This window comes from Brevundimonas albigilva (assembly GCF_023503965.1).
Classification (GTDB): Bacteria; Pseudomonadota; Alphaproteobacteria; order Caulobacterales; family Caulobacteraceae; genus Brevundimonas; species Brevundimonas albigilva.
The window spans coordinates 275,836-287,592 of the sequence record NZ_CP097298.1 but is presented as its reverse complement, the minus strand read 5'-3'; the positions used below and the strand labels follow the sequence as shown (position 1 = coordinate 287,592).

At 69.3% G+C, this 11,757-nt stretch carries 15 protein-coding genes and 2 pseudogenes; 11 read left to right on the top strand and 6 right to left on the bottom strand.

Translation table 11 applies throughout. The features are described 5' to 3' along the window. The first annotated feature begins 154 nt into the window (after window positions 1–154). The 4 genes from MU852_RS01545 (at window position 155) to MU852_RS01530 (ending at window position 2,056) form a co-directional block, all read left to right on the top strand. Window positions 155–523 carry a putative 2OG-Fe(II) oxygenase gene (locus MU852_RS01545; protein ID WP_249750732.1) on the top strand — a complete coding sequence of 123 codons (369 nt, stop codon included), beginning with the start codon at window positions 155–157 and terminating at the stop codon, window positions 521–523. Window positions 524–624: 101 nt separating this feature from the next. Beyond that, window positions 625–993: an ATP12 family chaperone protein gene (locus tag MU852_RS01540; protein ID WP_249750731.1), complete on the top strand. Its 369-nt coding sequence runs from the start codon at window positions 625–627 to the stop codon at window positions 991–993. A gap of 80 nt (window positions 994–1,073) precedes the next feature. Then, entirely contained in the window at window positions 1,074–1,313 is a 240-nt protein-coding gene (locus MU852_RS01535; RefSeq protein ID WP_249750730.1) for a hypothetical protein, read from the top strand. Then, window positions 1,310–2,056, top strand: a complete 747-nt coding sequence (locus tag MU852_RS01530; protein ID WP_249750729.1) for an alpha/beta hydrolase — start codon at window positions 1,310–1,312, stop codon at window positions 2,054–2,056. The genes MU852_RS01535 and MU852_RS01530 overlap by 4 nt, the downstream gene beginning before the upstream one ends. Here the strand turns inward: MU852_RS01530 and MU852_RS01525 are convergent. Beyond that, window positions 2,053–2,807: pseudogene (locus tag MU852_RS01525) on the bottom strand (pseudouridine synthase). The gene MU852_RS01530 and the pseudogene MU852_RS01525 overlap by 4 nt on opposite strands. Before the next feature lie 361 nt (window positions 2,808–3,168). Here MU852_RS01525 and MU852_RS01520 point away from each other — a divergent pair. After that, window positions 3,169–3,573, top strand: coding sequence for a hypothetical protein (locus MU852_RS01520; RefSeq protein WP_249750728.1), 405 nt, complete (start codon window positions 3,169–3,171; stop codon window positions 3,571–3,573). A 1-nt stretch (window position 3,574) separates the two neighbouring features. Here MU852_RS01520 and MU852_RS01515 read toward each other — a convergent pair whose 3' ends face one another. Then, on the bottom strand, window positions 3,575–4,210 hold the full coding sequence (locus MU852_RS01515) for a DUF938 domain-containing protein (protein ID WP_249750727.1): 636 nt from the start codon (window positions 4,208–4,210) through the stop codon (window positions 3,575–3,577). An 86-nt stretch (window positions 4,211–4,296) separates the two neighbouring features. On the opposite strand from MU852_RS01515, the gene MU852_RS01510 reads away from it, so the two are divergent. Next, window positions 4,297–4,731 (top strand): FAD-dependent oxidoreductase, encoded by a 435-nt coding sequence (locus MU852_RS01510; protein ID WP_283843731.1) that lies wholly within the window; start codon window positions 4,297–4,299, stop codon window positions 4,729–4,731. A gap of 228 nt (window positions 4,732–4,959) precedes the next feature. Beyond that, window positions 4,960–5,307, top strand: a complete 348-nt coding sequence (locus tag MU852_RS01505) for an FAD-dependent oxidoreductase (RefSeq protein ID WP_249750726.1) — start codon at window positions 4,960–4,962, stop codon at window positions 5,305–5,307. Here the strand turns inward: MU852_RS01505 and MU852_RS01500 are convergent. Continuing rightward, complete coding sequence (locus MU852_RS01500; RefSeq protein ID WP_249750725.1) at window positions 5,304–6,047, bottom strand: TonB family protein; 744 nt, start codon at window positions 6,045–6,047, stop codon at window positions 5,304–5,306. The genes MU852_RS01505 and MU852_RS01500 overlap by 4 nt on opposite strands. A gap of 171 nt (window positions 6,048–6,218) precedes the next feature. Between MU852_RS01500 and MU852_RS01495 the strand changes: the two genes are divergently transcribed. The 3 genes from MU852_RS01495 (at window position 6,219) to MU852_RS01490 (ending at window position 8,243) form a co-directional block, all read left to right on the top strand. Beyond that, the gene (locus MU852_RS01495; protein WP_249750724.1) at window positions 6,219–7,016 is read left to right on the top strand and encodes a transglycosylase SLT domain-containing protein; all 798 of its coding nucleotides are present in this window, start codon (window positions 6,219–6,221) and stop codon (window positions 7,014–7,016) included. Between the two features lie 82 nt (window positions 7,017–7,098). Continuing rightward, the gene (locus tag MU852_RS17640) at window positions 7,099–7,512 is read left to right on the top strand and encodes a hypothetical protein (RefSeq protein ID WP_347342319.1); all 414 of its coding nucleotides are present in this window, start codon (window positions 7,099–7,101) and stop codon (window positions 7,510–7,512) included. After that, window positions 7,488–8,243, top strand: coding sequence for a DUF2336 domain-containing protein (locus MU852_RS01490; protein ID WP_347342318.1), 756 nt, complete (start codon window positions 7,488–7,490; stop codon window positions 8,241–8,243). The genes MU852_RS17640 and MU852_RS01490 overlap by 25 nt, the downstream gene beginning before the upstream one ends. 56 nt (window positions 8,244–8,299) lie before the next feature. Here the strand turns inward: MU852_RS01490 and MU852_RS01485 are convergent, their stop codons facing one another. Genes MU852_RS01485 through MU852_RS01475 form a run of 3 tightly spaced genes read right to left on the bottom strand, consistent with a single transcriptional unit; the run spans window position 8,300 to window position 10,766 of the window. Continuing rightward, window positions 8,300–8,776 (bottom strand): Hpt domain-containing protein, encoded by a 477-nt coding sequence (locus MU852_RS01485; RefSeq protein WP_249750723.1) that lies wholly within the window; start codon window positions 8,774–8,776, stop codon window positions 8,300–8,302. 60 nt (window positions 8,777–8,836) lie between these two features. Next, window positions 8,837–9,601 (bottom strand): NAD kinase, encoded by a 765-nt coding sequence (locus MU852_RS01480; protein WP_249750722.1) that lies wholly within the window; start codon window positions 9,599–9,601, stop codon window positions 8,837–8,839. Window positions 9,602–9,632: 31 nt separating this feature from the next. After that, window positions 9,633–10,766 (bottom strand): DUF2336 domain-containing protein, encoded by a 1,134-nt coding sequence (locus MU852_RS01475; protein WP_249750721.1) that lies wholly within the window; start codon window positions 10,764–10,766, stop codon window positions 9,633–9,635. A gap of 182 nt (window positions 10,767–10,948) precedes the next feature. Here MU852_RS01475 and MU852_RS01470 point away from each other — a divergent pair. Continuing rightward, window positions 10,949–11,712: pseudogene (locus MU852_RS01470) on the top strand (class II aldolase/adducin family protein). Window positions 11,713–11,757: the final 45 nt, after the last annotated feature.

The following is an 11,757-nucleotide window of genomic DNA, read 5'->3' as shown; positions in this document are numbered from 1 at the left end:
GGCTGAGGCCCTCGAGCGCCTGCACGTCCTAAGGACCCATCCAGTGGGACAGTCCTTGCGGGGCGGTTCGCAGACTACGGCATCTCTGACCCGCAGCGAGGATCCTGTCATCCGGACTTTCTTTAAGGCGATCGACGGCCCTATCCGGCGCTACATGACCGCCATCGGCTGCGGAGCCGATCCCTTGCGAGCGCGCAACACGGGCGACTATCGCATCGAGGGATGTTGGTCCGTTCGCCTGCGCTCTAACGGCTTTCACGCCAATCACGTCCATCCGCGCGGCTGGCTGTCTTCGGCCTGCTACATCCAACTGCCGAAGGCGGCGAAGGCGGGCGGCCACGAGGGCTGGATCAAGTTCGGCGAGCCCGGAACGCCGACCGGCGGTGGGCTGGCCGCTGAGCGCTACGTCGAGCCGTCAGAAGGCCGGCTGGTGCTGTTTCCCTCTTACATGTGGCATGGCACGATGCCATTTTCAGGCGACGATCACCGCATGACGATCGCATTTGATGTCGCACCGACGTAAAGCTTTCCTCGCGTTCAGATCGAGCTGATAATGGCCTGATGTCGGAAACTCCAGTTACGTCGGCTGCGCACCGAGGCTATGTCGAAATCTCCAAGGAGCAGGTGCGGCGCTTCTGGAAGGACGTGCAGGTTACTCCTGATGGCGATCGGTGGGCCGTGCAACTGGATGGCCACACGCCCAAGACGCCCGCCAAGAATCCGTTGATAGCGCCGACGCGCGCCGTCGCCCAGATTATAGCCCAGGAATGGGCCGCCCAAGAGCAGATCGTTGATGCGACGTCGATGCCTGCGACAAGGCTGGCGTCAACAGCCATCGACCATATCGGGTCTGTTAGAGAGGCAGTCGCCGATGAGATCGCCGCGTATGCCGGTTCCGATGCGATCTGCTACCTGGGTGAAGGCGCGTTACAGCGGCGACAAATCGAGAAATGGACGCCTTGGCGCGCCTGGGCCAACAGGAACTTGGCATAGACCTCCGACCGGTGATCGGCGTTTTACATCACGCGCAACCTCAAGTCTCCCTTGATAGGGTTCGCACTCTGGCCCTTTCGTTGGACGACTTTCAGCTTACCGGACTGGCGACGGCGACGACCCTGTTCGGCTCGACTGTGCTCGCTCTGGCTTTGCTTGAAGGCGCGCTTAGCGGAGAAGAGGCGTTTGACCTGTCCCGATTAGAGAGCGCGTTTCAAGAGGCGCAGTGGGGTGTGGACGCCGAGGCGGCGGAGCGCGCGGAAACGATGAGGCGCGAGGCGGGGGTTCTTGAGCGTTGGTTCAGAGGCTTGGCCGAATGACGTCCGTCACACGCCGTTCCGTTGTCGTAACCGGCGCCGCGGCGGTCCTGAGCCTTCCGGTCGCAAGCCGGGCCGGCGCGGCCGTTTACGCCGACGCTCGATTGATGGCGCGGCCTGGCGCCCACAGTCTGCCCTTCGGCGGTGGGACGGAAAATCTGCATCTGGATCGGCGCGATGCTGTGCTGTTCGCCTCCGAAAACCGTGACCCGGCGGCAGTGACGCCGCTGATCCTGGCGCTACATGGGGCCGGGCAAGTCGGCTTGGACATGATCGAGCCGTTGCGAGCCCTGGCGCGTCGCCGCGGCTTCGCGGTTCTCGCGCCCACCGCTCGCGGCGACAGCTGGCGGCTGCGTCATGGTCCGGTTGGGCTAGATGCGGCCTTCATCGACCTGAGCCTGCAGACGGCTTTTGATCGACTTGCCGTCGATCCGGCGCGGATCGCGGTTTTGGGGATGTCAGACGGCGCTTCCTACGCCCTGTCTTTGGGTTTGGCGAACGGAGATCTTTTCAGCGACGTCATAGCGATGGAACCGCTTCGATTTCGCACCCCCACAACAGTAGGTGCGTCGCGCTATTTCATATCCATAGGCCGTCGAGATGAGGTGTCGGGCCTCGTCAACGTCGTTCAAATGGCAGATGATCTGAAAGCTCAGGGTTTCGATGTCGAATTGGCCGAACACGGCGGCGGTCATGTCATGGACCGAAACCACTTGAGCAGGGCTATCGATCGGTTCCTGACTTAACTCACCAGTCCCTTGCGTTCGTCAGCCGTCAGGTGGCGCCAGCGGCCTTCGGGGAGGTCGGAGAGCCGCAAGGGGCCGATGCGGACGCGCTGAAGGTCCACGACTTCCAGGCCGACAAGGTCGCACATGCGGCGGATCTGGCGGTTGCGGCCTTCCTTGAGGACGAAGCGCAGCTGTTGGCCCTGAACCTGGGTGACGCGGGCGGGCTTCAACTGGCGGCCGTCCAGTTCAAGGCCGTGGCGAAGCCGGGACAGCCGAGCCTCGGTCACGGCGCCGTCGACGACGACCAGATACTCCTTGTCCAGATCGGACTGGGGGCCGATCACCGCCTTGGCCACGACCCCGTCCGAGGACAGCAGCAGCAGGCCGCGCAATCCTCGTCCAGGCGGCCGATGGGGGGCAGCGAGGCGTCGCGCGCCGGCGCGGCGCCGTCTCCCATGCGGTTGGCCGGGGTCAGCAGGCGCACCGCGGGCGTCTTGCCCGGTTCGGGCTGACCCGAGACATAGCCGACCGGCTTGTTGAGCAGGATCGTGACCCCCGCCGCCAGCGCCGCCTCGGCCCGGTCGTTCAGGATCAGGGTCTGGCCCGGCGCGATCTTGCGGCCGGCGTCGGCGACGACCTCGCCGTCGATGGTCACCAGGCCGTCCGCGATCAGGCCTTCCGCCTCGCGACGCGAGCAGACGCCGGTCTGGCCCAGCCACTTGTTCACCCGCACCGGGGCGTCGCCGTCATAGGTTCGGGTAAAGGCCATCAGCGTCCGTCCATGCCTCGGCCTGTCTAGGTCGGGCCCGACCTGGCGGCAAGCGCGATGGCGGCGTCAGGATCACGATGGGGACATCCGCGCCGCGCCAGGTTGAATTGGCTCGGATTCAGACTATATCTGTCGCCATTCCACAAATGAGCCAGAGTGCGAGCCGACGATCGTCGATCTCGTCGATTGTCCGTTTTCTGGCCCGATGTGTTCGTGGTTCGTCGCCGCAGGGCGTCGAGCGAGATTCTTTATTGAAACCCTCGAAGGAGACGTCTTGTACGCTCAACGCAAATCTTCCGCCGCTCCCCGTCGCAATGGCTATAACCGTCCGGTTCCCACCCGTCTTCGCATGGGCCTGGTGATGCGGCGCGGCATGGACTTCGGCGAACTGGGCGACGTGGAGGGGGCGCTTCGGGCCGAAGGCGTCGGTCTGGCCCCCATCTCCACCGGCGACGCCAGCCTGTCGGCCGGCGGCGTGACCGTCCTGGCCACCGCCACGGCCGAGGACATCGCCGACGGGCGGGTCAAGGGCCTGGTCGTGCCGGGCGGCGCCGCGGACGAGGCCGGACTGGCCGCCGTGCGCTCGCTGATCGACCTGGCGCGCGCCAATTCGGTGCCCGTCATCGCCTTCGCCGACGGCGTGGCGCTGGCGGCCGAACGTTTCGGCGTGCCCGCCGACGCGCCGGCGGCGGTGTTCCGCGACGGCGACGTGGTGGAAATGAGCGATCGCGCCGCCCTGACGCCGGCTGTCGGCGGCATTTCCTGACCTAGAGGCGCCGGAACAGCAGCATCAGGTTGTTGGCCGGCATCTGGACGCGGCGCGTGGCCGCGAGGTCGTGCGTTCGGGCCAGGGCCTGCACCGCTTCGCGGTCGCGCAGGCCCCAGGCCGGGTCCCGGGCTCTCAGGCTGTCGTCGAAGGCCTGGTTGGACGCCGCGAGCGGGTGATCGGCCTCGCGGTAGGGGCCGTACAACACCAGCAGGCCGCCCGGCCGACGCAGTCGGGCGCCCGCCAGTCGCATCAGCCCCTCGGTCGCCGACCAGGGGCTGATGTGCGTCATGTTCGCGCAAAAGACGGCGTCGTACGTCTGGTCGGGCCAGGTCGCCTCGTCGGATGCGTCCAGCGCCAAGGGCGCGCCAAGGGACGATGCGCCGGCCTGCGCCCTCCAGGCCGAGATGCTGGCCCTGGCCTCGGCGCTGGGGTCGCTGGGCTTCCAGTCGAGACCCGGCAGGGCCGAGGCGAAGACCGTCGCATGCTCGCCGGAGCCCGAGGCGATCTCCAACACTGAACCCCGCGCCGGCAGGTGGGCGCGCAGGACGCCCAGAATGGCGTCGGCGTTGCGACGGGCCGCGGGCGAGGTGATCGCGCCGTCGGGCAGGGCGGCGATGGCGTCCAGGGTGTTCATGCCCCGACTGATAGCGCGTCGAGAACCGCCTGGCTTGGGCGATCTGTCGGCTTGCATTCCCCGGACCGGAGGTCGATTTGGGGCGGGTGACGACGACCTCTCCTCCCATCGCGATCATCGGCGCAGGCGTGCTGGGCCTGTGCGCCGCCTTCGAACTGAGCCGACGGGGCCATGCCGTGCGGGTGATCGATCCCGGCGGCGCCAACGCCTCGTCCGTCGCCGCGGGCATGATCGCGCCGGCGATGGAGGCCGCCATAGATCAGGCCGCGCCGGAACAGGCGGCGCTGTTCCGGGCCGGTCGGGACCTGTGGCCGGCGTTCGCCCAGGCGGCGGGGATTTCCCTCAACGCCCGACCGGCGGAATGGCGGGGCCGCAGGCCGGGGAACTGGCGGAACGCATGGCGGCGCTGGGTTTCGCGGCGCGCCGCGACGGCGACACGCTGGTCACCGACGAGGATCTGCAGGTCGAGCCGGAGCAGGCCTTGGCGGCGCTGCGGTCCGCCCTGGGCGCTGCGGTCGTGAACGGCGAGGTCCTGCGTCTGGAGACGACGCCGTCGGCCTGGCGACTGCGCCTGGACGGAATGACGCTTGAGGCGGCGGCCGTCGTCCTGGCGACGGGGGCCGGCCCCGCCATCCCCGGCGCCCCGCCCGAAGCCCAGCGCCTCGCCGACCTGATCCAGCCGATCAAGGGCCAGATCGGCCGTCTTCGATCCCGACCGGTCGCTCATGTCGTGCGGGGCCCGGGCGCCTATGTCGCGCCGATGGGCCGGCGCCGTCGTCGGCGCCACGATGGAGCCAGGACGCCGCGATCTCGACGCCGATCCGGCCTCGGCGCAGCGGCTTGTCGAGGCGGCCGAGCGCGTGCTGGGCCGACCGCTGGACTCCGCCGAGGTCGCTTGGGGCGCGGGCGTGCGAGGGGCGTCGCCGGACGGACTTCCCCTGGCCGGCGCCGTACCGGGCGCGGACGGCCTGTTCCTGGCCCTGGCGCCGCGCCGCAACGGCTGGCTGCTGGGGCCCCTGGTCGCCGGGGTCGTCGCCGATGCGATCGAGGGCCAGGCGTCGGAACACGCCGCCGCCCTCGATCCCGGACGGTTCTAGTCGCCCATCGCGAAGCGGACGGTGAAGTTGACCGTCGCGCCGTCCACCGGCCGGCCGTCGACCGTGCGCGGGTTCATGCGAAAGTCGCGCGACAGGCCCAGGGCCGCGCGGCCGAAGCCCAGTCCGCCGGGCGTCTCGCCGGCGACCCGGCACCCGGTCAGGCCCCCGTCCACCCGCACCACGCAGCTCAGGCTGGCCGCGCCCGAGACGCCGCGTTCGATGGCGCGCTGGGGATAGGCCCGCGCCATCTGGGCGGCCGAGGGCCGGGCCGCCCAGGTCGGGTCGTTGATGACCGAGGGCGCGCGAGGCGGCTGGGTCGTCGCCGCGCCGGCGCCGCCCTCGACGCCGTTGACCGCGCTGCTGACGATCACGGCCTGGGAGGGAGCGCCGGTCGCCACGGGCGTTTCGGGCGGGACGAACGGCGACACCAAGTCCGTCGGCGCAATGGCCAGCGGCCTGTGCACGGGCGTCGGCGGGGCCGGGGGCGTCGGGCTTTCCACCTGGGGCGGAAGCACGGGACGGGGCGGCGGGGCCAGGGTGATGGTGGTGGTCGGCGGCGTCGTCTGGATCGGCGGGGCGGCGATCTCGAACCGCTGATTGTACAGGGCGATCGCCACGCCCACGTGAAGGGCGACCGAGACGCCGATCGCGCCCCACATCCAGCCCGGCAAGGGTTTTCTCTGTTCGCCGAAATCGATCGGACTGATCAGGCCGGGACCCCCGGCGGCGCGTATCATCATGACGTCAACTCCCGCTCTCGCCGCCCCCGCAGCGCCCGCAAGTCAGAGTTGAGCGCGCGACTTGTGGCGGGTTTGGGGCGGAAGGCGGCCGGCCGACCAAAGGCTAAGCCGTTAACGCCGTCGTTAACGATTAGGGATTGATTAACCCTGTTCGGCCACCGTCGAGCCGTCATGAGCATCGGCGCGATTCCCTCTGGAGGCGGTGTCGAGGCGGCCATCCGGCGCGCCTCCAACGTCGTGGGCGTCGACTTCGACTTCATGATGAAGACCGCCCAGCGCGAAAGCGCGATGAACCCGTCGGCGCGGGCGCGCACCTCTTCGGCGGCGGGGCTTTTCCAGTTTATCGAACAGACCTGGCTCTCGACCGTCAAGAAGCATGGGGCCCAGCACGGCTACGGCCAGTACGCCGACCTGATCCACAGGGGCGCGGACGGGCGCTGGCGGGTCGAGGGCTCGGCGCGCAACGTCGTGCTGGACCTGCGGTTCGACCCCCAGGCGGCCTCGGCCATGGCGGCCGAGCTGACCGCGTCGAACGCCGCTTATCTGCGGGGCCGGACCGGACGGGAGCCGGGCGCGGGCGACCTGTACGCGGCCCATTTTCTGGGACCGGCGGGCGCCGCCCAGCTGATGGAGGCGATGGACCGCAATCCCGGGGCCAGCGCCGCGGCCCTGTTCCCCGAGGCGGCGCGCGCCAACCGCAGCATCTTCTATACCGGCGGCCGCCCGGCCTCGGTCGCCGAGGTGCACGCCAATCTGCAGCGCTCGGCGGGGCAGGGGACGCCCGCCGCCGGCGCCGGGGACGGATCCTCTTCCACGCCCGTTCTCGGCGAGCGGGATCAGCTGCTGGCGGCGCGCCTGGATCGGCTGAAGCAGGATCAGGGTCTGCTGGCCCTGCTGCTGGGGCAGGACGGATCGTCGACGAGCGGCTTCGGCGGCGCCTTCTCGCCGTTCGACAAGGAAACGGGCTGAGCGGTCGATCCTCGATGGTAAACCGGGCGTTAAACATGTCAGGGTCATGCTGCGGCCCAGACGCCGATTCCGCCCGAGCTCCATGACCGCCTATCGCGCCCGCCTGACCGAACTGGATATCCGCCGCCTGGTCCAGGCCGCGGACGAGGACGAACGGGCCGAGGCCGCCCACAAGCTGTGCCGCAGCATGGAGCGCGCGCCGCTGGACGAGGCGGGGCGCGTCGCGGCGCAGAAGATCATCCGGCTGCTGGCGCAGGACGCCGCCGAACTGGTCCGTCGCGCCATGGCGGTGACGCTGAAGGCCTCGGACCTGATTCCGCATGACGTGGCGCGCCGGCTGGCCGCCGACGTCGACAGCATCGCCTTGCCGATAATCGGCGCCTCGCCGGTCTTCACCGACGGGGATCTGATCGAGATCGTGCGCGCCGGCTCGACCCTGCGCCAGGCGGCGGTGGCGGGGCGCGGCGGCGGGTGTCGCGCGACGTCGCCGGCGTGATGGCGGCCGAGGCGAACGAGCAGGCGGTCCGCATCCTGGTCGCCAACGACAATGCGGATCTGTCCGAACAGGCGCTGTCGGTCGTGGTCGATCGCTTTCCGCAATCCGAAGAGGTCGTCGCCGCGATGGCCTATCGCCAAGCCCTGCCGCTGCATGTGACGGAGCGGCTGATCGAACTGGCCAGCGACGCGGTGCGCGATCATCTGATCCACGCCCACGCCATCGCGCCGGAGACGGCCATTCGCCTGGCGACCTTCGCCCGCGAACGCGCGACCGTGGACCTGATCGACCAGGCGTCGTCCACGCCGGATCTGGGCGCCTTCGTGGCCCAGCTGAACGCGCGCAAGGCCCTGACCCCGTCGCTGATGCTGCGCGCGCTGGCGCGGGGACAGATGGCGATGGTCGAGCATGGGCTGGCGGAGCTGGCGAACACGCCGCACAGCCGCGCCTGGCTGATGGTGCATGACGCGGGGCCGCTGGGGCTGAAGGCCATCTACGACCGGGCGGGGCTTCCGCCGCGCCTGTTCCAGGCGTTCCGGTCCGGGGTGGACACGTGGAAGGCGCTGTCGGCCGAAGGGATCGACACCTCGGGCGACGTCTTCCGCCAACGCATGCTGGAGCGGTTCCTGACCCAGCGGCCCAACGCCATGCGCGACGATCTGGTCTATCTGATGGAGCGGTTGGACCAGCCCGCCTATCGGGCGCAGATCGCCGCCGCCAACGCGGCCTGAGATACAAAAAGGCCCGCCGATAGGCGGGCCTCTTCGATCGTCCTGTCAGCCGGCGATCAGGCCTGGCGGTGCTCGGCGACCTTGGCTTCAAGGGTTTCGGCCAGAACCCGGCCGGTCGGATGGTCATCGGTCTTGATCTGGTCGCGCACCACGGCGCGGATGGCGTCGATATGGGCGTCCAGAACCACGACGGGCGCGTTCATGCGCGTATCCGCGTCGTCCAGCAGGCGGCACAGCGACCCGGCGATGCGCGTCACCAGCGGATATTCGTAGGTCGTGCCCAGGCCCTTCAGGTCGTGGGCGCGGAAGTAGAGGGCCTCGGCGGTCTGGGGCGTGTAGCCCTGGTCGCGGATGTCCGCCTGGGCCTGATCGAGCTTGGCGACCTCGTCGTTCAGCCACTGGCTGAACTGGGCCGACATGGCCTTCAGGGCCTCCTCCGCCTTGGCGATGGCGTCCGCATTGATGCCGAAACCGCCGCCGACCTTCATGCGAAGGGTGTTGGGCGGGCGGATGACTTGCGCGGAATTGCTCATGGCGTACTCCCTACGATCTGCGGCGACGCTAGGGCATCTGCCTTAAGAAGCCGTGACCGCTCACTGGGAGAATTGCTCGGCCATGACCCGCTCCTCATAGGATCGGCCGGCGTCGAACAGCATGGTCAGGGCCACGTCGCGGCGCTCTCGCACCTCCACCCGCGCCACGCGCCGCACTTCGAAGTTGTCGGCGGTGGCCGAGACCGGACGCTTGTCCGGCTCCAGCACCTCGAAGGCGACCTTGGCCTCGTGCGACAGCAGGGCGCCGCGCCAGCGACGCGGCCGGAAGGCGCTGATCGGCGTCAGCGCCAGGATGCGCGCATTCAGCGGAATGATGGGGCCGTGCGCCGACAGGTTGTAGGCGGTGGAGCCGGCCGGCGTCGCGACCATGCACCCGTCGCACGACAGCTCGTCCAGCCGCACCCGGTCGTCGATGGTGATGCGCAGCTTGGCCGTCTGGCGGGTCTGGCGCAGAAGCGACACTTCGTTGATCGCCAGGCCGGTGTGCACTTCTCCGCTCTCGGTCCAGGCGTCCATCTGCAGGGGATGGATGACCGTCCGCTCGGCCGAGGCGATCCGTTCGGGCAGGTCATGCTCGCTGAAGTCGTTCATCAGGAAGCCGACCGATCCCCGGTTCATGCCGAACACGGGCGTGCGGCGTCGCAGGTTGGCGTGCAGGGTCTCCAGCATCTGGCCGTCGCCGCCCAGGGCGACGATCACATCGGCCTCGGATTCCGGTACGGCCCCATAGCGCGCGGCCAGGGCTGCACGAGCCTGCTGCGCTTCCGGGCGGTCGCTGGCGACGAAGGCGAGGGTCAGGGTCACGCGGGGACGTGAACCGAGCTTGGCGGCGATGTCAAATGCCCGCCGGCCTTTCCATCATCTGGCGGAAGGCGCGGGCGGCGGCCGCGCCGCCCAGGGTGGTGGGGGTCCAGCCGCCCTGGCCCGGCAGGCCGCCGGACAGATGACGGACCTCGGTCAGCAGCGACGGAAAGACCGCGCGGTCGACGCCGACGGCGATGCACGCCAGATACAGGGGTTCGGCCGTGGGGGACCGGATCGCGCCGCGCACCTGGGCCAGGCTGAAGCCGCCCAGCGCCATCAAGGCCTGCTCGAACAAGCCGAAGCGCTGTTCGCGCAGCGCCCGCACCAGAAGGCCGGGACGAAGCTGGCCGGCGCTCTTGAGCTTTTCGACCAGCCGACGTTCCATTTCCTGGCGCTCCAGGTCCTCGGCCCGCCCCGACGGTTGGGGCACGGTGCGACAGGCCGCGCCGCCGGCGGCGACGTGGGCGGCGTCCTGTATCGCGGCGTTCAACAGCCGGTCGTCGATGCGGAACCGTTCGCTGATCGACTGTCGCAGCGCCTGGCCGACCCACTGATAGAGCTGCTGGGCCATCTCTTCGCTCAGGCGGGGATGGCGGGTCAGGGGCGCGCGCAGGCCGGCGATCCGCTGCGAATGGGCCACCAGCCGCCGCATCGCCGCCTCGCCGATCTCGGCGGTGCGATTGGAGGCCAGGGCGGTCATGGTGACCGCCTCGCCCCGGTCGATGATGGCCTCGACCACGGGTCCGGCCAGGTGCGGACGTCGCGCGACCGCGATCTGATGTTCCAGGGTGGACTCGATCAGGACGCGCAGCAGGTCGGCGTCCTTGAGCAGGGGGCTGGCCAGGATGACGGGACGCGCGATCTCGATCTCGTCCAGGGCCAGCATGTTGATCAGCGCCGGCGGCGCCCAGGACGCGTCGGCCAGACGCTCGGACAGCAGCTGGCGCACATCCCGCTCGGCCTGGGCGGCCAGGGTGACGAAGATCTCGCTGAGGACCGGCTCCATCTCGCTGCCGGGCGGGGCGGCGTCGCACAGGGCGACGACGCCGAGCAGCAGCCGCTGGCGGTCGTCCGGCGATCGGCTGTGGGCCAACTGCAGCAGACGCGACACGTCGGCGGCTCCCGAAGCGTCGGAGGACGGCCTGAACTGTAGAACAGCGGACACGGCGGCTCCTGGCTCCAGGATGGAATCACGCAAAGGACTGTGCCGTCAGGGTCGTGAAGGTGCGGTTAACGAGGTGTGAAACGGAAGGGTTAACGGCCGGCGGCTGGCGCGGATTCGGTTGACGCCGAGGCGGCGACGGGGGACGCTGCGGGCAAAGCCCAGCAGAGGCAGGAGGAATGGCAATGGCGGACGGCGCCCCCGTTTCGATGAAGTCCCGCGTGAGCGAAGCCGAATGGCGGACGCGCGTTGAGCTGGCCGCGCTCTACCGGTTGGTCGCCCTGCACGGCTGGGACGACATGATCTTCACCCACATATCGGCCCGCGTGCCGGGGCCGGAGCATCATTTCCTCATCAATCCGTACGGCTTCTATTTCGACGAGATCACGGCCTCGTCCCTGGTGAAGGTGGACCTGGACGGCGACATCGTCGGCGAGACGCCGTATTTCATCAATCCCGCGGGCTTCACCATCCACTCGGCGGTCCACGCCGCGCGCGAGGACGCCAAATTCGTCATCCACCTGCATACGGTCAACGGGGTCGGAGTGGCGGCGCAGCAGGGCGGCCTGCTGCCCATCAGCCAGAACGCGTGTTTACTGCAGCATCAGGTTGCGTATCATGGTTATGAGGGGTTGGCCCTGAACCATGACGAGCGCGAGCGTCTGGTGGCCGACCTGGGGGACAAGCCGCTGATGCTGCTGCGCAACCACGGCACATTGGCGGTCGGGGAGACCGCGGCGCAGGCATGGATCGGCATCTTCTTCCTGGAACGGGCCTGCGCGCAGCAGGTGGCGGCGCTGTCCGTCGGGCGCGAGCAGGTGCTGATCGCGCCCGACGAAGCGCAGGCCGAGACGAAGGAGCAGGGACGGGGATCGGTTTCATCTCCGCCCTGGCCTGGCCCGGCGCGCTGCGTCAGCTGGATCGAAAGTCGCCTGGCTACGACGTCTGAGCCTGGCCGCCGGCGGCGCCGTCGCGATCGCCGCTTCGCAGGCGC